The organism is Streptacidiphilus sp. PB12-B1b (genome assembly GCF_014084125.1).
GTDB lineage: Bacteria > Actinomycetota > Actinomycetes > Streptomycetales > Streptomycetaceae > Streptacidiphilus.
Window position 1 is genome coordinate 3,122,330 of the sequence record NZ_CP048405.1, and the last position, 18,090, is coordinate 3,140,419.

General features: G+C 75.6%; 19 protein-coding genes. 10 read left to right on the top strand and 9 right to left on the bottom strand.

The features are described from left to right. Nucleotides 1-108: 108 nt before the first annotated feature. The 5 genes from GXW83_RS14135 to GXW83_RS14155 all read right to left on the bottom strand — a co-directional run bounded on the left by GXW83_RS14135 (nucleotide 109) and on the right by GXW83_RS14155 (nucleotide 4,392). Complete coding sequence (locus GXW83_RS14135; protein WP_182447298.1) at nucleotides 109-1,149, bottom strand: YhjD/YihY/BrkB family envelope integrity protein; 1,041 nt, start codon at nucleotides 1,147-1,149, stop codon at nucleotides 109-111. Between the two features lie 141 nt (nucleotides 1,150-1,290). Further along, on the bottom strand, nucleotides 1,291-2,001 hold the full coding sequence (locus GXW83_RS14140) for a glycosyltransferase family 2 protein (protein ID WP_182443417.1): 711 nt from the start codon (nucleotides 1,999-2,001) through the stop codon (nucleotides 1,291-1,293). Continuing rightward, nucleotides 1,998-2,630: an SAM-dependent methyltransferase gene (locus GXW83_RS14145; RefSeq protein ID WP_182443418.1), complete on the bottom strand. Its 633-nt coding sequence runs from the start codon at nucleotides 2,628-2,630 to the stop codon at nucleotides 1,998-2,000. Before GXW83_RS14145 ends, GXW83_RS14140 begins: the two co-directional genes overlap by 4 nt. Then, nucleotides 2,627-3,379: a PIG-L deacetylase family protein gene (locus GXW83_RS14150; RefSeq protein ID WP_182443419.1), complete on the bottom strand. Its 753-nt coding sequence runs from the start codon at nucleotides 3,377-3,379 to the stop codon at nucleotides 2,627-2,629. Before GXW83_RS14150 ends, GXW83_RS14145 begins: the two co-directional genes overlap by 4 nt. Next, nucleotides 3,376-4,392, bottom strand: coding sequence for an acyl-CoA dehydrogenase (locus tag GXW83_RS14155; RefSeq protein ID WP_182443420.1), 1,017 nt, complete (start codon nucleotides 4,390-4,392; stop codon nucleotides 3,376-3,378). Before GXW83_RS14155 ends, GXW83_RS14150 begins: the two co-directional genes overlap by 4 nt. 210 nt (nucleotides 4,393-4,602) lie before the next feature. Here GXW83_RS14155 and GXW83_RS14160 point away from each other — a divergent pair, with 210 nt between their 5' ends. From GXW83_RS14160 to GXW83_RS14195, 8 genes are all read left to right on the top strand, one after another. Further along, nucleotides 4,603-6,417, top strand: coding sequence for a thiamine pyrophosphate-requiring protein (locus GXW83_RS14160; RefSeq protein ID WP_182443421.1), 1,815 nt, complete (start codon nucleotides 4,603-4,605; stop codon nucleotides 6,415-6,417). Next, nucleotides 6,414-6,866: a hypothetical protein gene (locus GXW83_RS14165; protein WP_182443422.1), complete on the top strand. Its 453-nt coding sequence runs from the start codon at nucleotides 6,414-6,416 to the stop codon at nucleotides 6,864-6,866. Before GXW83_RS14160 ends, GXW83_RS14165 begins: the two co-directional genes overlap by 4 nt. Next, nucleotides 6,863-7,537 carry a gluconate 2-dehydrogenase subunit 3 family protein gene (locus tag GXW83_RS14170; RefSeq protein WP_182443423.1) on the top strand — a complete coding sequence of 225 codons (675 nt, stop codon included), beginning with the start codon at nucleotides 6,863-6,865 and terminating at the stop codon, nucleotides 7,535-7,537. The genes GXW83_RS14165 and GXW83_RS14170 overlap by 4 nt, the downstream gene beginning before the upstream one ends. Next, nucleotides 7,534-9,372 carry a GMC family oxidoreductase gene (locus GXW83_RS14175; protein WP_225446973.1) on the top strand — a complete coding sequence of 613 codons (1,839 nt, stop codon included), beginning with the start codon at nucleotides 7,534-7,536 and terminating at the stop codon, nucleotides 9,370-9,372. Before GXW83_RS14170 ends, GXW83_RS14175 begins: the two co-directional genes overlap by 4 nt. Continuing rightward, nucleotides 9,369-10,490 carry an enolase C-terminal domain-like protein gene (locus tag GXW83_RS14180; protein ID WP_225446974.1) on the top strand — a complete coding sequence of 374 codons (1,122 nt, stop codon included), beginning with the start codon at nucleotides 9,369-9,371 and terminating at the stop codon, nucleotides 10,488-10,490. Before GXW83_RS14175 ends, GXW83_RS14180 begins: the two co-directional genes overlap by 4 nt. 178 nt (nucleotides 10,491-10,668) lie before the next feature. Further along, the gene (locus GXW83_RS14185; protein ID WP_182443424.1) at nucleotides 10,669-11,565 is read left to right on the top strand and encodes a Rieske (2Fe-2S) protein; all 897 of its coding nucleotides are present in this window, start codon (nucleotides 10,669-10,671) and stop codon (nucleotides 11,563-11,565) included. 25 nt (nucleotides 11,566-11,590) lie between these two features. Next, nucleotides 11,591-12,280, top strand: coding sequence for an HAD family hydrolase (locus GXW83_RS14190; protein ID WP_182443425.1), 690 nt, complete (start codon nucleotides 11,591-11,593; stop codon nucleotides 12,278-12,280). 106 nt (nucleotides 12,281-12,386) lie between these two features. After that, complete coding sequence (locus GXW83_RS14195; RefSeq protein WP_182443426.1) at nucleotides 12,387-13,346, top strand: LLM class F420-dependent oxidoreductase; 960 nt, start codon at nucleotides 12,387-12,389, stop codon at nucleotides 13,344-13,346. A 25-nt stretch (nucleotides 13,347-13,371) separates the two neighbouring features. Here the strand turns inward: GXW83_RS14195 and GXW83_RS14200 are convergent, their stop codons facing one another. Together GXW83_RS14200 and GXW83_RS14205 are read right to left on the bottom strand one after the other, a co-directional pair. Beyond that, nucleotides 13,372-13,737: a DUF3099 domain-containing protein gene (locus tag GXW83_RS14200; protein ID WP_225446975.1), complete on the bottom strand. Its 366-nt coding sequence runs from the start codon at nucleotides 13,735-13,737 to the stop codon at nucleotides 13,372-13,374. Nucleotides 13,738-13,822: 85 nt separating this feature from the next. After that, a complete protein-coding gene (locus GXW83_RS14205) occupies nucleotides 13,823-14,935 on the bottom strand; it encodes a YbdK family carboxylate-amine ligase (protein ID WP_182443427.1) in 1,113 nt (370 codons plus the stop codon). Nucleotides 14,936-15,171: 236 nt separating this feature from the next. Between GXW83_RS14205 and ddaH the strand changes: the two genes are divergently transcribed. Then, entirely contained in the window at nucleotides 15,172-16,059 is an 888-nt protein-coding gene (ddaH, locus tag GXW83_RS14210) for a dimethylargininase (RefSeq protein ID WP_182447302.1), read from the top strand. A 16-nt stretch (nucleotides 16,060-16,075) separates the two neighbouring features. Continuing rightward, entirely contained in the window at nucleotides 16,076-17,164 is a 1,089-nt protein-coding gene (locus tag GXW83_RS14215; RefSeq protein ID WP_182443428.1) for an iron-containing redox enzyme family protein, read from the top strand. Here the strand turns inward: GXW83_RS14215 and GXW83_RS14220 are convergent. Continuing rightward, a complete protein-coding gene (locus tag GXW83_RS14220) occupies nucleotides 17,093-17,410 on the bottom strand; it encodes a CDGSH iron-sulfur domain-containing protein (protein WP_370466676.1) in 318 nt (105 codons plus the stop codon). The two genes, GXW83_RS14215 and GXW83_RS14220, sit on opposite strands and share 72 nt — an antisense overlap. Then, nucleotides 17,394-18,047, bottom strand: coding sequence for a HemK2/MTQ2 family protein methyltransferase (locus tag GXW83_RS14225; RefSeq protein WP_182443429.1), 654 nt, complete (start codon nucleotides 18,045-18,047; stop codon nucleotides 17,394-17,396). The genes GXW83_RS14220 and GXW83_RS14225 overlap by 17 nt, the downstream gene beginning before the upstream one ends. Nucleotides 18,048-18,090 lie beyond the last annotated feature (43 nt).

Below are 18,090 nucleotides of genomic sequence, written 5' to 3' on the forward strand. Positions count from 1 at the left end.
CCGCGCGCCGGGAACAAACGCCGCGCGCGTCCCGGGGGCTGCCGTATCCCCAGACGCTAGCCGACCGGGCGGGACGATCGCCGCAGGCACGGCGGGGGACGCCGCAGGTCAGGCCGGGCCCGGCGGCACGGTGCGGTGCCCGCGCCGGCGCCTGCCGGGCCGCCGCACCCAGGGCCGCGCCGGGTTCGACGGCCGGGTGGGCCGGGCCCGGCGAGCCGGGCGGTCGGCGCGGTCGGTGCGGGTCGGGACGCCGCCGGGGCGGCCAGTGGCGGTGGCCGGCGGGCGCGCCAGCCGTCGGCGGTAGCGGGTGTGCTCCTGGGGCGCCCGGGCCTCGATCCACTGGCGTCCCAGCAGCGCCCCGCCGAAGACCACCGTGCCGACGCCGATCAGCCAGGTCTGCACCATCAGCACCGCGCCGATCGGGCCGTAGGTGACGGCGTTGGCCGCCAGCAGCGGCGCCAGCAGCAGCGAGCAGAGGGTGCGCAGCGCCGCCAGGCCCAGCGCGGTCAGCACCGCGCCGGGCAGCAGCTGACGCCAGGCCACCCGCCGTTCCAGCAGCAGCCACTGGCCCCACCAGCACAGGGCGGTGGCGCCCAGGTACGTCGACAGCGCCCGCACCGTCCCCTGCAGCCAGCCGTGGCGCAGCAGCGAGGCGCTGTGCACGTCCACGAACAGCGCGCCGGTCAGCGCGGCCAGCACCGCGCCCCGGCGCCACACCGCGTGCCAGTGGCCCGGCGACAGCGCCCACACCCGCTCGTAGCCGGTCTGGACGCAGGTGGCGAAGGACAGGCCGAAGCCGGCGGCGGCGACCACGCTGAACGCGCTGGTGGCGCTGAGCACGCGCTGCGGCGCGGAGAACAGCCGGCGCAGGGTGTCGGCGGGCGCGCCGGTCACCCCGAGCCCGTCCACCAGCCAGGCGGCGAACCCCTGGCCGCGCACCGGGTAGGCGGCGGCCACCACGATCAGCAGCGGCACCAGCGTGACCAGGGCCTGCGCGGCGAAGCTCAGCGCCCGGTTGGTCAGTTCGATCTCCTGGGCCGCCGCGAAGACCGACTGCGCCCAGGAGCGCTGCCAGACCCGCTGGGCGCGTCGCAGCCAGGGGAAGCGTCGCGGTTCCAGGGGGCGCACCGGAGTGGTCAGCCGCGGCATCACGGCACTCTCCCTCCCTCGCCCGCCGGCCGTACCGCGGAGTCTCGGTCCGTGCCGGGTGGGGCTAGGCCCATGCCTGCCCGCTGCCCGGCCCCGAAAACCGCTGCGGCGGCAGCCGGGCGGGCCGCGACCGGGGCCCGCTCAGCCGGCCTCGAGGGCCAGCAGCAGGTCGCCGAAGCCGCCGCGGGCCCGGGCCTGCCGCCGGGCCGAGGTGAGCACCGGGCAGGAGCCCCGGCGCATGATCCGGCTGCCCTGCGCGCCGAGGGCCCGGGCCAGCGCCCGGTCCTCGCCGACGGCCAGCGCCGGGAAGCCCCGCGCGGCCAGATAGGCGTCGGTGCGCACGCCCAGGTGCGCGCCGTGGATGTGCGGGTGGTCGAACGTCCTGACGTGGCGGTGGTACTGGCGCAGGTAGCGGTCCCGGGTCTGCGGGGTGTGCGCGGACCAGTCGGCGACCCGCACGGTGCCCAGCACCGCGTCGAAGCCGTCCGCCGCGTGCTGCAGCTGGTGGGCCAGCCAGCAGGGCGGCACCACGCTGTCCGCGTCGGTGTGGGCCAGCCACACCTGCTCGGCCGGCACCGGACCGCCGTCCACCCCGAGCAGTTCAAGCACGTGCGCGGTGCCCAGCGCCCGGGCCGCGCCGACGTTGGCCGTGGAGACCGCCAGGGTGCGGGCGCCGTGCGCCCGGGCGCGCGGCCCGGTGCGGTCCGTGCAGCTGTCCGCCACCACCAGCACGGTCACCGGCAGGCCGTGGACGCCGGGATGGGCGGCGGCCCGGGCCACCGCGTCCAGGCAGGCGGCGATCAGCCGCTCCTCGTCGCGGGCGGGGACGACCACGGCCACGGCGCGGATCATCGGAGCCCCTCGGCGGCGGCCACCGACAGCCCGGCCGGGTCGACCGGGCCGTCCGGCGCCGACCGGACCAGGACGTCCAGCAGGAAGTCGGGTTCGGCGTGGGAGGCGATCCGGACCAGCCCCGGCGTCCCGCGCACGGCCCGGTGCACCGCGTCCCCGGTCTGGCTGTGCTCGGCGACCGGCGGCCGCCAGTGCACGGCGACCAGGGAGCCGCCGGGCTCCAGCGAGGCCACCGCGCGGCCCAGCACGTCCCGCAGCCCGTCCGGGCCCAGGTAGTACAGGAACTCGGAGAGCACCACCAGATCGAAGCGCTCGTCCGGCCACTGCTCCGGCAGCAGCCGCTGCTCGACCCGTACCTGTCCGCGCCCGGCCAGCCTGGCCCGGGCGGCGGCGACCGCGCGCGGGGAGCGGTCGCAGCTGAGCAGCCGGTCGCAGCGGTCCGCCAGCAGCCCGCTCAGTACGCCCGCCGAGCAGGCCGGTTCGAAGCCGCTGCGGTAGCGCTCCCGGGGCAGCGCCGCCACCGTCAGCGCGTACTTGCGCTGCTCGTACCAGCGGTTGCCGAGCTGCCAGGGGTCGTCGGCGTCCCGGTACATGCGGGTGAAGTAGTCCTCGGGGGTGGGCGTGCTCATCGCAGGACCACCTCGAAGTCGCGCACGAAGTGGGCGAGTTCCTCCGGGGGGAGGACCGCCGCGTCGGCCGGTTCGTCGCCGATCGGCCGGATCTGGCTGGCGAAGCAGTCCAGGGCCGCCCGCTTGCGCTCCCGGGCCTCCCGGTCCAGCGGGATCCGGGCCGCGCGCCGCCACGGCACCCGCAGGTCCCCGGGGCGGGCCCAGTGCCAGGCCCAGACCGGGTACTGCAGCACCGGGACGCCGGTCAGCGCGCCCGCAGCCACCGCGGCGCGTCCGGCGGCCTCGTGGTCCGCGTGCACATCGCCCCGCCAGGGCGCCGCGCAGACGTCGAAGCCCTCGGCCAACTCGGCCAGCTGCTGGACGAGTTCGGCCTCGTGCAGGCCGACCCGGGTGTCCGGCAGCCGCAGCCGCACCACCTCGGCGCCGTCCGCGCCGAGCGCGGCCAGGGCGCGGGCGGTCTCGTCGGTCCGGACCCGGGCCAGGTCGGCGGCGACGGGGGAGGAGCTGTGCGGGTGGGACGCCTCGCCGTCGGTGACCGCCACCAGCCGCAGCCGGGTTCCGGCGGCGGCCAGCGCGGCCAGGGTGCCGCCGAGGCCGAGCACCTCGTCGTCCGGGTGGGCGGCCACCACCAGCACCCGGCGCAGGCCGGACAGGTCCAGCTGGGGCAGTGCGGCCAGGCCGGGCCAGGCCGTCCAGGCGGCCTCCGGCGTCCCCGCGGCCTGGATGGCGTCGGCGGGCCCGGCGGTCACTGCTGCCCCCGCGCCGCGTCCAGCAGGGCCGCGCCCAGTCCGGCCAGATCCCGTTCGCCGTGGTGCTGGCGCAGGTAGACGGTCAGGTCGGTGACCCGGCGGGCGTGTGCGGCGTCGTGGCCCAGCGGCCCCGCGCCCAGGGCCCGGCCGACGTGGTGCAGGACGGCAGCCGCCGCGTCCTCGGTCGCCGCCCGGACCCGCATCGAGCGCAGCGCGGCCCCGCCGCGGCGGTCCTGCGGATCGGCGTCCACCTCGGCGGCGGCCCGGTCCAGCAGGGCGCCGACGCCCTGGAGCCGGCTGTCCACGGCGCCCAGGTGGGCCAGGGTGTGCGGCTCCGGGCCGTGGTCGAGGGCGGCGCGCAGCAGGGCGTCCGCCACCGCCCGCGCGCCGCCGTACCAGCAGGCCGCCACGCCGATGCCGCCGTGCTGGAAGCCCGGCCGGTCCAGGTAGGCGCCCGGGCCCCCGACCGGTACCGCCGGGGTCTGGTCGAACAGCAGGTCCAGGGTGTCGCTGGCGGCCATGCCCGCCGCCGGCCAGCTGCCCGGGACCGGCGCCACCCCCTGGGCGGTGGACACCGCGAACAACCGGCGCTGCTCGCCCACGCGGGCGGTGACCAGGGCGTCGGTGCACACCCGGGCGCCCGAGCAGTACGGCTTCAGCCCGGACAGGCTCCAGCCGGTAGCGGTCTGCGACGCCTCCAGCGGCTGCCCCGGCGGTTCCGCCGCCCACACTCCCCAGCGCGAGCCGGCCGGGGCCTGCGGCACTTCTGCCACCCCCAGCGCGTCCAGCTCGGCCAGGATCGCCAGCGCGTCGGTGTGGCCCTCGCAGAGCCGGGCCAGGGCGAGGTCGTCCTCGGCGATCCGGGTGAGCGTGGACCACCGGGAGCGGGTGTGGCCCGCCCCGGGCAGCGGCAGTTCCAGCTCCTTGGCGTCCACCATCCGGGTGAACTCCGCCGCCACCGCCCGCCGGTGCCCTTCGACGTCCAGCCCGCCCCCGCGTGCCTCTTCCGCCATGGTTCCCGCCCATCTGTCTGCCCAAAGGAGTCGTTGCTACGTCTTCCCGCTGGTCAACGGCCAAACGTTCGGCCGGTCAACGGGTGGCGGCGGGCGGCGGGCGCGGGCCGCGGCCAGGTTTCGCCGCCGCCGCAGCGGCTAGGCGAGCAGCAGACCCCCGGGCCGACGACCGTCCATGGCCGACGACCGCGTATCACCGAGGAGACCGCTGTGGCTGTGAAGGTATCGGACTACATACTCCAACGCCTGCGGGAGTGGGGTGTCGAACACGTCTTCGGCTATGCGGGCGACGGCATCAACGGCCTGCTCGCGGCCTGGGGCCGGGCCGAGGACCGGCCCCAGTTCGTCCAGGCGCGGCACGAGGAGATGGCCGCGTTCGAAGCCGTCGGCTACGCGAAGTTCTCCGGCCGGGTCGGCGTGTGCGCGGCCACCTCCGGCCCCGGCGCCATCCACCTGCTGAACGGGCTGTACGACGCCAAGCTGGACCACGTGCCGGTGGTGGCCATCGTCGGCCAGACCAACCGCAGCGCCATGGGCGGCTCCTACCAGCAGGAGGTCGACCTGCTCAGCCTGTTCAAGGACGTCGCCTCCGAGTACTGCGAGATGGTGACCGTCCCCGAACAGCTGCCCAACGTGCTGGACCGGGCCATGCGCACCGCCTACGGCAAGCGCACCGTCACCGCCGTGATCGTCCCCGCCGACGTGCAGGACCTGGAGTACTCCGCCCCCACGCACGCGTTCAAGATGGTCCCCTCCAGCCTGGGGCTGCCGCAGTACACCGCCGTGCCCGACGAGGACGAGCTGCGGCGCGCCGCCGAGGTCCTCAACGCCGGGCAGAAGGTCGCCGTGCTGGTCGGGCAGGGCGCGCGCCGGGCCCGGCCGCAGGTGGAGCAGCTGGCCGAACTGCTGGGCGCGGGCGTGGCCAAGGCGCTGCTCGGCAAGGACGTCCTGCCGGACACCCTGCCGTACGTCACCGGCTCCATCGGCCTGCTCGGCACCCGCCCCTCCTACGAGCTGATGCGCGACTGCGACACCCTGCTGACCATCGGCTCCAGCTTCCCGTACACCCAGTTCCTGCCCGACTTCGACCAGGCCCGGGCGGTGCAGATCGACATCGACCCGTTCATGGTCGGCCTGCGCTACCCCTTCGAGGTCAACCTCGTCGGCGACGCCGCCGCCACCCTGGACCGGCTGCTCCCGCTGCTCGAACGCAAGGACGACCGCAGCTGGCAGCAGACCGTGCAGGAGAACACCTCCCGCTGGTGGGAGGTGATGGAGCGGCGCGCCGCCGTGGCCGCCGACCCGGTCAACCCCGAGCACGTCGTGCACGCGCTGGACGCCCTGCTGCCCGAGGACGTGATGCTCAGCGCGGACTCCGGCTCCTCCGCCAACTGGTACGCCCGGCACCTGCGGATGCGCGGCAGCATGCGCGGCTCGCTGTCCGGGAACCTGGCCACCATGGGCCCCGGCGTGCCGTACGCCATCGGCGCGAAGTTCGCCCACCCCGACCGCCCGGCCATCGCCATCGTCGGCGACGGCGCCATGCAGATGAACGGCCTGGCCGAGCTGATCACCGCGGCCAAGTACGCCCCGCAGTGGAGCGACCCCCGGCTGATCGTGGCCGTCCTCAACAACCGCGACCTGAACCAGGTCACCTGGGAGATGCGGGCCATGGAGGGCGCGCCGCAGTTCCTGCCCTCGCAGGAGCTGCCGGACATCCCCTACGCCCGGGTCGCCGAGGACTTCGGCCTGCTCGGCATCAGCGTCGACAAGCCCGACCAGGTCGAGGCGGCCTGGCAGCGGGCGCTCGCCGCCGACCGGCCCTGCCTCATCGAGTTCCGCACCGACCCCGGCGTCCCGCCGATCCCGCCGCACGCCGACTGGGACCAGATGAAGGCCACCCTGTCCGCCGTGCTGCACGGCGACAGCGACCGGCTGGGCATGATCCGGCAGGGGGCCAAGGCCAAGCTGCAGGAGTTCCTGCCGGGCAGCGGCGGCAAGAGCGACAACGGGGACGACGCATGAACGCCACCAGGGGCGGCCGACTGCTGGCCGCGGAGCTGGAGAACGTCCGCACCGGCCGCTTCCAGCGGGCGCTGTCGCTCGCCACGGCGGTCGGCGCGGTGGTCACCGCGGCCGAGATCTACTTCGAGCACGACCGCGCCGGGTTCGGCAACCGGATGATGTGGTGGCCGGTGGTGCTGGGGCCGGTGGGCGCGGTCGCCGGGGTCGCCGGGGTCTGCAACGAGCGGCTCGCCAAGACCCTGCTGCCGGTGGCCTCGGCGGCGATCACCGCCAACGGCATCCAGGGCACCTACCTGCACCTGCGCGGCATCGCCCAGAAACCCGGCGGCTGGCGCATGGCCCGCTACAACATCGAGATGGGGCCGCCGATGCTCGCCCCCGCGCTGATGAGCCTGGTCGGCGGCATGGGCCTGGTCGCGGCCCTCCTGCGCCGGGAGGGCAGCCGATGACCCCGACCGCACCGGACCCGGCGGAGCCCCCGGACCCGGACCGCTTCCCCGGGTACGACGTCCTGAGCCAGTCCGCGCACTGGGACCGGGCCACCCAGGGGGTGGTCCTGTCCCGGATCGGCCCGCAGCCCGCCCTGCGCTTCTTCACCCCGGCCGAACAGGCCACTGCGGCGGCCCTGTTCGACCTGCTGCTGAACCAGGGGCAGCCGACCGACCCCCGGCCGCCGGTCCCGGTCCTGCAGATGGTCGACGCCCGGCTGGCCGAACTGCAGACCGACGGCTGGCGCTACGCCGACATGCCGTCCGACGACCAGGCGTGGCAGCGCTCGCTGACCGCCCTGGACCTCGACGCCCAGCACCACTGCGACGCCGAGAGCTTCGCCGCTCTGCCCCGGGAGCAGCAGGCCGCGCGGCTGGAGGCGGTCCAGGGCCTGGGCGACAAGCACTGGTACGGCCTGCCCGCCTCGCACGTGTGGAGCCTGTGGACCCGCTACGCCTGCACCGCCTACTACGCGCACCCCCAGGCGTGGAGCGAGATCGGCTTCGGCGGCCCCGCCTACCCCCGCGGCTACCTGCGGCTGGGCGTGGACGCCCGCGAACCCTGGGAGGTCGCCGACCGCGCCCCCGCCGACGACCCCGTCCCGCACCGCACCCCTGGGGAGAGCGCATGACCGGCCGCGACCGTCCCGCTTCCCCCGCCCCCGCCCCGTCGGCGAAGCCGTCGGCGAACCCGGCGCCGGACCCGACCCCGACCCCGGCCCAGGGCACGGGCGACCCCGGGCGGCGCTCAGGGCTGCGGGCCGCCCGGGAGACGCTGCGGCTGACCACCGCCTCGCAGCGCCGGGTCCGCGAGCGCAACGAGTCCGCCTGGCTGCTGCCCAACGACGGCACCCGCTTCGACCAGCGGCTGATCCACGACATGCGCCGGCACCGGGACGACGACGAGGTCGACCTGGTCATCGTCGGCTGCGGCGCCGGCGGCAGCGTCCTGGCCCAGCGCATGGCCCGGCAGGGCTGGTCGGTGGTGGTCCTGGAGGCCGGGCCGTTCTGGAACCCCGACACCGACTGGGTCAGCGACGAAGCCGGCTCGCACCACCTCTACTGGACCGAGCCGCGGGTCATCTCCGGCGGCGACCCGGTGCCGCTGGGATCCAACAACTCCGGACGCGGCGTCGGCGGCTCCATGGTCCACTACGCCGGCTACACCCCGCGCTTCCACCCCTCCGACTTCCGCACCTACACCGCGGACGGCGTCGGCGCCGACTGGCCGATCGAGTACGCCGACCTCAAGCCCTCCTACCAGCGGCTGGAGCAGGAGCTCCCGGTCGCCGGGCAGTACTGGCCCTGGGGCGACCCGCACCCCTACCCGTACGCCCCGCACCCGGTCGGCGGCAACGGCGAGATCTTCCTGCGCGGCGCCGCCGCCCTGGGCATCGAGGCCCGGGTCGGACCGGTCGCCATCGCCAACGGGCGGTTCGGCAACCGGCCGCACTGCGTCTACCGGGGCTTCTGCCTCCAGGGCTGCAAGGTCAACGCCAAGGCGTCGCCGCTGATCACTCACGTACCGGACGCACTGGCCCACGGCGTCGAGATCCGCGCCGAGGCCATGGCCACCGCCGTGGAGACCGACGCCGACGGCCGCTGGGCCACCGGCGTGCGCTACGTGCGCGGCGGCCGGGAGCACGTCCAGCGCGCCCGCACGGTGGCCGTCGCCGGATACTCCATCGAGACCCCCAGGCTGCTGCTCAACTCGGCCAACTCCCGCTTCCCGCAGGGGCTGTGCAACGACTACGACCTGGTCGGCCGGTACCTGATGGTGCAGGGCGCGCCGCAGACCGCGGGACGCTTCACCGAGGAGGTCCGCGCCTACAAGGCCCCTCCGCCCGAGGTCTCCAGCGAAGCCTTCTACGAGACCGACCCGGACCGGCCCTACCGGCGCGGCTTCTCCATCCAGACCGTCTCCCCGCTGCCCATCACCTGGGCCGAGCACGTCGCCGCCCAGGGCCACTGGGGCCGTGACCTGCGCCGCTACATGGCCGACTACATCCACTGGGCCACCCTCGGCGCGCTGTGCGAACTGCTGCCGCAGCCGGACAACCGGGTCACCCTCGCCGACGAGAAGGACCGCTACGGCCTGCCGGTCGCCCACTTCTCCTACACCCAGTGCGACAACGACCGGCAGCTGACCAGGGCCGCCCGGTCGGTCATGGAGGACCTGCTGCGCGCCGCCGGGGCCAGCGAGGTGATGACCATCGAACGCTACGCGCACCTGGTCGGCGGCTGCCGCATGGGCGCCGACGAGCGGCAGGGCGTGGTCGACGCCGACCTGCGCAGCTTCGCCGTCCGCAACCTGCTGGTCACCGACGGCAGCGTGATGCCCACCCAGGGCAGCGCCAACCCGGCGCTCACCATCATGGCGCTGGTCGACCGGGCCGCCCGACGGCTGGCCGACGGGGCCCGCGCCGGGCTCCGGGCCCCCGCCGACCCGGCGCAGGCCCGCCCGTGACCGCGACCGACCCGGCTGTGGACCGGCTCCGCGCCCGGGTGTTCACCGTGCCCACCGACGCCCCGGAGGCGGACGGAACCCTCACCTGGGACTCCACCACCCTGGTCCTGGTGGAGGCCCAGGCGGCCGGGGTCACCGGCCTGGGCTGGACCTACGGCGCGCCCGCGACCGCCGGGGTGGTCCGCGACCAGCTGGCGCCGGTCGTCCTCGGGCGCTGCGCGCTGGACGTCCCCGAGGCCAACGAGGCGATGCGCCGCTCGGTGCGCAACGCCGGCGCCCCCGGCCTGGTGGCCGGGGCGGTCTCGGCGGTGGACATCGCCCTGTGGGATCTCAAGGCCCGGCTGCTCGGCCTGCCGCTGGTCCGGCTGCTGGGCGCGGCGCGCGCCGAGGTGGAGGTGTACGGCAGCGGCGGATTCACCAGCTACGACCTGGCCACCACCGAGCGGCAGCTGGCCGGCTGGGTGCACGGCCAGGGCATCCCGCGGGTGAAGATCAAGATCGGCGAGTCCTGGGGCGGTCGGGAGGCCCGCGACCTGGCCCGCATCCGCCACGCCCGCCGGACCGTGGGCGCCGACTGCGAGCTGTACGTCGACGCCAACGGCGGCTACACCCGCAAGCAGGCCGTCCGGATCGCCGCCGGCTTCGCCGACCAGGACGTCCGCTGGTTCGAGGAACCGGTCTCCTCGGACGACCTGGACGGCCTGCGCGAGATCAGGGCGGCCGTCCTGCCCGACGTGACCGCCGGGGAGTACGGCTACGACCTGCAGTACCTGACCCGGATGGCGGCGTCCGGCGCGGTCGACTGCCTCCAGGCCGATGTCACGCGCTGCGGCGGGGTCACGGTCTGGATGCGGGTCGCCGCCGTCGCGGCGGGCCTGGGGCTGCAGCTCTCCGGGCACTGTGCGCCGCACGCCCACGCCCACGCGGCCGCCGCCGCGCCCGGCGTCCGCCACCTGGAGTGGTTCCACGACCACGTGCGGATCGAGAACGCCCTCTTCCACGGCACGCTGGACCCGGCCGGAGGCAGCATCCGCCCCGGACAGGACGGCGCGCCCGGCCTGGGGCTCACCCTGGACGAGCAGCGCGCGGCGGCCTACGAGACGTCCGCCGCCGGATGACCGCCGGGGACGACGAGCACGGCGGGAACGCCGGTAACGCCGGGCACGGCCGGGGTGGCGACGCGGTGGCGGCCGTCCGCCGCCTGACGCAGGCTGGACCGCGGGCGGGCAGCCGGGCATGCCCCCGGCAGGACCGCCCGCCGCTCCCGCCTGACGCACGCACAGAAAGCCGGTTCCGATGAAACTCACACAGGTGGCCCTGGACAGCGCGTCCGGCCGAGCGCCGGTCCGCGAGGCGCTGGACGGCATCGAGGAGTGGCGTCGCCTGGACGCCGTGGCCGCGCCCGTGCAGCGGATGGTGCGCGGGCTGCCGCTGGGCCGCTGGCGCGACGTGCTGCACGGCACCTGGCTGGGGCACCCGCTGCACCCGACGCTGGTGCAGATCCCGGTGGGCGCCTGGACCAGCGCCGCCGTGCTCGACCTGCTGCCGGGCCAGCGCCGCGCCGCCACGGTGCTGGTGGCCGTGGGCCTGGCCGGCGCCGGACCGGCCGCCTGGGCCGGCTGGGTGGACTGGTCGGAGCTGCACGAGCGGCAGCTGCGCGTGGGCCTGGTGCATGCCTCCGCCAACGCGGTCGGCGTGGCCTGCTACACCGCCTCGCTGGTGGCCCGGGTGCGCGGGCGGTCGCTGCGCGGCCGCGCGCTGGGCTTCGCCGGGCTCGCCGCAGTGGGCCTCGGCGGCCTGCTCGGCGGGCACCTGGCGTACCGGCAGGCGGCCGGCGCCAACCACGCCGAGGACGTGGCCCATGTGGCGGAGCCCGGACGGCACACCCTGGGCCCGCTGAGCGACTTCACCGTCAACGAGCCCACCCGGCGGCTGGTGGGCACCGTACCGGTGCTGGTGGTGCGGGAGCCCTCCGGCCTGGTGCGGGTGCTGGCCGAGGCGTGCAGCCACCTGTCCGGGCCGCTGTCCGAGGGCACGGTCCAGGACGGCTGCATCGAGTGCCCCTGGCACGGCAGCCGGTTCCGGCTCGCCGACGGTGCGGTCGTCCAGGGGCCCGCCACCTCGCCCCAGCCGGTGTTCGACGTCGAGGTCGTGGACGGCCTGGTGACCGTGCGTCCACCGGACGAATCCTGAAGTCGAATCCTGAATCGGAGCCAGTATGACGAAAGACAAGCAGCCCGAACCCGCCGCGGCCCTGTTCGACGTGGACGGCACCCTGGTCGACACCTCCTACCTGCACGCCGTGACCTGGTGGGAGGCGCTGCGCCAGGCCGGGCACACCGTCCCGATGGCCGAGGCGCACCGGGCCGTCGGCCTGGGTACCGAGCAGCTGCTGGAGCAGCTGCTGGGCCCGGACCGCGACCGGAGCCGCGACGACGAGCTGGCCGCGGCCCACAGCGCCCTGTACGCCGCCTACTGGCCCTCGCTGCAACCGCTGCCGGGAGCGGCCCGGCTGCTGCGCGCCTGCGCCGAGCGGGGGTGGCAGGTGCTGCTGGCGACCTCGGCCAAGGAGGACGAGCTGCACGCCCTGCGCGCCGCGCTGGACGCCGACGACGCCATCGACGACGCGGTCTCCGCCGACGATGTGGACACCGCCAAGCCCGCGCCCGACATCGTCGAACAGGCGCTGGACAAGGCCGGGGCCCGGCCCGAGCGGGCGGTGTTCGTCGGCGACACGCCCTGGGACGTGAAGGCGGCGCACCGCGCGGGCGTGCGCTGCATCGGCGTCCTGTCCGGCGGTGTGAGCCGGGCCGAGCTGCTCGAGGCCGGCGCCGACGAGGTCTACCAGGACGCGGCCGAGCTGGCCGACCGGCTGGCCGACAGCCTGCTCGGCACCCCCGACCGCTGACCGGCCCGGGCAGGTCGGCGCCCGCAGGTTTTCCCCCGGCGGTATCGGCTGGGCGCCGGTCCGGAAGGCACACCGGTCCGCATCATCACGAAAGGCGGGATGTCCGATGACGTCCTTCGGCTTCTTCCTCTCCTGCGAGGAGTTCACCCCGCAGCAGCTGATCGAGCAGGCACGCCTGGCCGAGCAGGCCGGATTCACCGAACTGGCGATCTCCGACCACTTCCACCCGTGGAACGACGCCCAGGGCAGCAGCCCGTTCGTGTGGTCGGTCATCGGCGCGCTGGCGCAGGTCACCGACCTGCCGGTGACCACCCTGGTGACCTGCCCCACCGTTCGGCTGCACCCGGCCGTGACCGCCCAGGCGGCGGCCACCTCCAGCGTGCTGACCGACGGCCGCTTCGCGCTGGGCGTCGGCACCGGCGAGGCCCTGAACGAGCACATCCTCGGCGACCGCTGGCCCGAGTACGACGTCCGCGCCGAGATGCTCGAAGAGTCCGTCGAGGTCATGCGGGCCCTGTTCACCGGTGAGCAGGTCAGCCACCACGGCCGCCACTACACCGTCGAGGACGCCCGCCTCTACACCGCGCCCGAGCGGCCGGTGCCGATCCACGTCTCCGGCTTCGGCCCGCGCTCGGCCCGGCTGGCCGGGCGGATCGGCGACGGCTTCGTCACCATGCAGCCGGACGAGGGCCTGGTCCGGACCTTCCGCGAGTCCGGCGGCGGCGACAAGCCGGTCCTGGGCGGCCTCAAGGTCTGCTGGAGCCCGGACCGGGAGTGGGCGGTGAAGACCGTGCACCGGCTGTGGCCCAGCGAGCTGCTGCCCGGCGAGCTCGCCCAGGTGCTGCCGACCCCGCGCCACTTCGAGCAGGCGTCCGAGCTGGTCACCGAGGAGCAGGTGGCGGAGGCGATCGTCTGCGGCGACGACGCGCAGCAGCACCTGGACGCGGTGCGCCAGTACGTCGACGCCGGCTTCGACCACGTCTTCGTCGGTCAGATCGGCCAGCACTACCAGGGCTTCTTCGACTTCTACCGGGACCGCGTCCTGCCCGGGCTGCGGGGCGCCTGACCGCCCCGGGCGGCGGGGCGCGGCGTCAGCGTCGCCCGGTGGTGTCGGGCGGACCGCCCGGCCCGGGCGGACCGTCGTCCGAGCGGGGCGCCTGGTGCGGCACGAAGGCGTCCGGCGGCTGCTCGCCGCCGTCCTCCCTGGCGTTGGCGTACACCACCGCGATGTACGGCAGCACGCCTCCGCAGACCAGGGCGACCACGGCGACCGGCCGCGACTCCTGCCACAGGACGATCGCCAGGATCACGCACACGGTGCGTATCGCCATGGTCAGCATGTAGCGGTGCTGGCGGTGGCGCACCTCGTCGAAGCGGCTCGGGCGCGCACCGGTGATGGTGACGACGCCGTCCGGGCGGTGGTGGGTGATTCTGGCGATGGAGTCGAAGAGTCCCACGGCGACCTCCTGCGGTGTCCCCCTCCCCCTACGAGGCTAGCCCCGATGGGCGCGATCACCCGCCCGGAGCACGGAGGACATCCGTTCAGCAGGGGGTGGCGGGCACGGCGAGCTGGTCCACCACGGCGGTCGGCGAGCCGGTCGCGCGGTAGGTGGCGCGCTGCCGCTGGGCGCCGTTGCCCTCGGCCAGCACCCGGGCCAGCTGGGTCCGGACCAGCGGGAGGTCCCCGGTGGCCCGGAGCGCCTCCCGGCCGCGCGCCACCAGGGAGCGCAGCAGCGACGCCATGGGCATCCGGCCGCCGGTGACCGGATCACGGGCGGCGCCGTCCAGGCCGTGCAGCGCGGCCTCGCGGTGCGCCGCCCGCAGCTGGGCCTCGCTGACCGGGGGAGGGGGCAGCCCGGCCCGGGCGTCGGCCAGCAGCGAGGTGGCCAGGGCCCGCAGCAGCACGGCCAGCAGGACGGTGGTGTCCAGGTCGGCGTTGACGTCGGCGACCCGCACCTCCAGCGTGGGCAGGTGCTCGCTGGGCCGGGAGTACCAGTAGATCATCCGGCGGTCCAGGATGGTGCCGGAGGCGACCAGTAGGTCGGCCAGGGCGTCGTAGCCGCTCTCGTCCAGCAGCGGGGCCGGGCCGACCGTGGGCCAGCGGTCGTACTGCAGCGCCCGCCAGCTCGCGCAGCCCCGGTCGCGGCCGTCGCAGATGGGCGAGTTGGCCGCCAGCGCCTGAAGTGCCGGCATCCACGGGCGCAGGTGGTTGTTCAGGGTCAGCGCCTGGGCGCGGTCCAGGCTGCCGAGGTGGATGTGGCAGCCGCTGAGCTCGGCGCGGCAGGCCCGGACCGTGGGGGCGAGGTGGCGGGCGATCCGCTGGTAGCGGTCGCCGCCGGTCAGCGGCAGCGGGTGCCGGGTCAGCACGGCGGCGGGGGAGGCCACCAGCAGGCAGTCGGCGCCCGCCGCCGCCCGCGCCGCGGTGGCCCGGGCGTGGGCCAGGTCGGCCCGCAGCGCCCCGGCCGAGGTCTGCGGGCGCGAGCAGATCTCCAGCTGGGTGGCGAAGAACTCGCTCTGCACCCGGCCGTCGAGCACCCGCGCGGCGTCGGCGATGACCTCCGCCGCGCGCGGCGCGCTGACCCGGGTGTGCCGGTCGACGAGCAGGAACTCCTCCTCGACGCCCAACTGGAGCGGTTGGCGCAGCTGGTCTGCCATGGCTTCCTCGCTCGGCTCACAGGGCCCCGCCACGGGGGCGGCGGAGCAGGTCCGGTGATACGTCTGTAGGCGGGCCGCGCGTGTTGCCTGCGTGTGGCCTGCTGATGAACGGGTACCCGCCCAGAGCCGGAGGATCCCCGTCCGCACCGGACGCCTGCGGCCGCACCGACTGACGGGAGCTGATCGTGTCGCTCGCTGGTCCCCTCGCCCGCACGGCGCGGCCCAGGCACTACCTGATGTGCCGGCCCACCCATTTCGCCGTGGAGTACTCGATCAATCCGTGGATGGACCCCGGCCGGCCGGCGGACGCCGCCGTGGCGACCCGGCAGTGGGAGCACCTGCGCGACCTGGTCACCGCCCTGGGGCACCGGGTGGAGCTGGTCGAGGCCGTGCCGGGCCTGCCCGACATGGTGTTCACCGCCAACGCGGCGACGGTGATCGACGGCCGGGCCCTGGTCGCCACCTTCCGGCACCCGCAGCGGGCCCCGGAGTCCGACGCCTTCGACGCCTGGTTCCGCCGCCACGGCTACCCGGAGGTGCACCGGGCCGCTTCGGTGAACGAGGGCGAGGGCGACCACCTGCTGGCCGGAGGCCACATCCTGGCGGCCGACGGCTTCCGCACCGAGCAGGCGTCGCACCGTGAGACCGCCCGCTACTTCGGCCGGCCGACGGTGGAGCTGACCCTGGTCGACCCGCGCTTCTACCACCTGGACACGGCCCTCGCCGTGCTGGACGAGCAGCAGATCATGTACTACCCGCAGGCGTTCAGCCCCGGCAGCCGGGAACGGCTGCGCAGCCTCTTCCCGCAGGCGATCGAGGCGGACGAGGCCGACGCGGCGGTCTTCGGCCTGAACGCGGTGAGCGACGGGCGCCATGTCGTCCTGCCCGCCGCCGCGACCGCCCTGGCCGCCCGGCTCGCCGCGCACGGCTACCGACCGATCGGCGTCGACCTGAGCGAGCTGCTCAAGGGCGGCGGCGGCCCCAAGTGCTGCATGCTGGAACTACGCGACGCCGCCCTCGCCCCCGCCGCCGGGCCCGCCGGACGCACCGCCGAGAGGCCCGCAGGCGTGCGGGCCCACCACCGGCCTCCCGGCGGGCGCAGGCCCGGCACCGCTCTCGGCTGATCGGAGGATCAGGACCATGGGTATCACCGCCCCCTCGGCGCCCGCCCTGCCCGGCGCGCGCGGCCCGCTGAGCCAGGCGCTGACCGCGCTGCTGCTCGGCGCCCCCGACGCGCCGCGAGCAGCGGAGCTGTGCCCGCAGGGCGGCCCGGAGAGCGCCCCCGGGGCCGATCCGTTCGGGGCCGATCCGTGGGGCGACGACCACCAGCTCGCCCTGTACCTCTGCTACGAACTGCACTACCGCGGTTTCGCCGGGGTGGACCCGCGCTGGGAGTGGGATCCGCAGCTGCTGGGCCTGCGCCGACAGCTGGAGGACGCCTTCCTGGCCTCCCTGCGCGAGCGGCTCGGGCCCGTCCCCGGCCTGGCCGAGCAGCTGGACGCGCTGCTGGTCGAGCCGCCCACCGGCACCGGTCCGTCGTACCACCTGCTGGAGCAGGGCGAGCGCTGGCAGGCCCGCGAGTACCTCGCCCAGCGCTCGCTGTACCACCTCAAGGAGGCGGACCCGCAGGCGTGGGTCATCCCCCGGCTGCACGGGGACGCGCAGGCGGCGCTGGTCGCCATCGAGTACGACGAGTACGGGGGCGGGCGGCCCGAACGGGTCCACGCCCGGCTGTTCGCCGAGATGATGGCCGACCTGGGGCTGGACCCCGGGTACGGCCGCTACCTGGACGCCTCCCCGGCCCCGGCGCTGGCGGTGGTGAACCTGATGTCGCTGTTCGGCCTGCACCGCGCCCACCGGGGCGCGCTGGTCGGGCAGTTCGCCGCGGTGGAGATCACCTCCTCGCCCGGCTCGGAGCGGCTGGCCTCGGCGCTGGAGCGGCTCGGCGCGGGCCCGGCCGGCGTCCGGTTCTACCAGGAGCACGTCGAGGCCGACGCCGTCCACGAGCAGCTGGTGCGGCACGGGGTGATCGAGGCGCTTCTGCGGGACGAGCCCGCACTCGAGGCGGACATCGCCTTCGGGCTGGCGGCCAGCGGCCTGGTGGACGACCTCTTCGCCGAGCACCTGCTCGGCAGCTGGCGCAGCGGCCGCAGCTCGCTACGCGTCCCGCTGGCCGACGCGCCCGGCGCGGAGGTCGCTGCCGGGGGAGTCGGTGCCGGGGTCCGCTGAGGCGCCGGGGTTCGCTGAGGCGTCCGCTTGGGTGTGCGCCGACGGCGGCAGCGACCGCCGTCGGTGGCTGGTGTCGCAGAACGGGTAGTGGCGGCTGCGGCGGCAGGCGCACAGCGCCACCACCGGCCGTTCGCTGACCCGCAGCGTGCCGTCCGGCAGCTGGACCTCGACCGGGCCCTCCACCAGGATCGGCCCGCTGTCCCCGGGCATCACCACCCGCGCCGGGCCGTCACGCCGCCCGGACACCGCGGATCACCACCAGCTCCTCCGCGCGCTGCCCCGGGGCGATCAGCCCGCGCTCCTCGAACCAGGCTGCCCGGGCGGCCATCACCGGGCCGAACGGCTGCCGCACCCGGGCCACCACTGCGGTCTCCAGCCCGGACGCCGACAGCGCCTTCTGCGTCAGCTCCACGCCGCAGATCGAGGACTGGACCAGCAGCAGCACCCCGCCCGGGACGAGCACCTGCGGCACCTGGTGGCAGATCCGGTCCAGCAGCGTCCGCCCGTCCGGCCCGGCCTCCCAGGCGCGGGTGATGCCGTGCGCCGGCAGCCGCTCACTGAGGCCCGGGACGTACGGGGGATTGGACACCACCACGTCGAAGCGGCGGGAACGCACCGGCTCCAGCAGATCCCCGTGGCGTACCGAGATCCGCCGGCCGTGCAGCGCGCCGTTGATCCAGGCGGCGGCGAGCGCCCGTCGGGAGACGTCGACGGCCGTCACGGCGGCGCCCCAGCGTGCCGCCGCCACGGCGACCGCACCGCTGCCGGTGCCGAGGTCGAGCACCCGGCAGCCGGGGCTCAGGCTCTCCCGTCCGAGATGCTCGATCAGCAGAGCCGTATCGCCCTGGGCCGCGTACACACCAGGAGGCTGCATCAACCACATAGGTCACTTCTGCCCAGTTCTGCGCGGGCTAGCATCGGCCATC

Bases quoted from the DNA above. Each gene is read 5' to 3' on its own strand.
- GXW83_RS14135 (WP_182447298.1), bottom strand. From the start codon at position 1,149: ATGCCGCGGCTGACCACTCCGGTGCGCCCCCTGGAACCGCGACGCTTC.
- GXW83_RS14140 (WP_182443417.1), bottom strand. From the start codon at position 2,001: ATGATCCGCGCCGTGGCCGTGGTCGTCCCCGCCCGCGACGAGGAGCGG.
- GXW83_RS14145 (WP_182443418.1), bottom strand. From the start codon at position 2,630: ATGAGCACGCCCACCCCCGAGGACTACTTCACCCGCATGTACCGGGAC.
- GXW83_RS14155 (WP_182443420.1), bottom strand. From the start codon at position 4,392: ATGGCGGAAGAGGCACGCGGGGGCGGGCTGGACGTCGAAGGGCACCGG.
- GXW83_RS14165 (WP_182443422.1), top strand. From the start codon at position 6,414: ATGAACGCCACCAGGGGCGGCCGACTGCTGGCCGCGGAGCTGGAGAAC.
- GXW83_RS14170 (WP_182443423.1), top strand. From the start codon at position 6,863: ATGACCCCGACCGCACCGGACCCGGCGGAGCCCCCGGACCCGGACCGC.
- GXW83_RS14175 (WP_225446973.1), top strand. From the start codon at position 7,534: ATGACCGGCCGCGACCGTCCCGCTTCCCCCGCCCCCGCCCCGTCGGCG.
- GXW83_RS14185 (WP_182443424.1), top strand. From the start codon at position 10,669: ATGAAACTCACACAGGTGGCCCTGGACAGCGCGTCCGGCCGAGCGCCG.
- GXW83_RS14190 (WP_182443425.1), top strand. From the start codon at position 11,591: ATGACGAAAGACAAGCAGCCCGAACCCGCCGCGGCCCTGTTCGACGTG.
- GXW83_RS14195 (WP_182443426.1), top strand. From the start codon at position 12,387: ATGACGTCCTTCGGCTTCTTCCTCTCCTGCGAGGAGTTCACCCCGCAG.
- GXW83_RS14205 (WP_182443427.1), bottom strand. From the start codon at position 14,935: ATGGCAGACCAGCTGCGCCAACCGCTCCAGTTGGGCGTCGAGGAGGAG.
- ddaH (WP_182447302.1), top strand. From the start codon at position 15,172: ATGTGCCGGCCCACCCATTTCGCCGTGGAGTACTCGATCAATCCGTGG.
- GXW83_RS14215 (WP_182443428.1), top strand. From the start codon at position 16,076: ATGGGTATCACCGCCCCCTCGGCGCCCGCCCTGCCCGGCGCGCGCGGC.
- GXW83_RS14225 (WP_182443429.1), bottom strand. From the start codon at position 18,047: ATGTGGTTGATGCAGCCTCCTGGTGTGTACGCGGCCCAGGGCGATACG.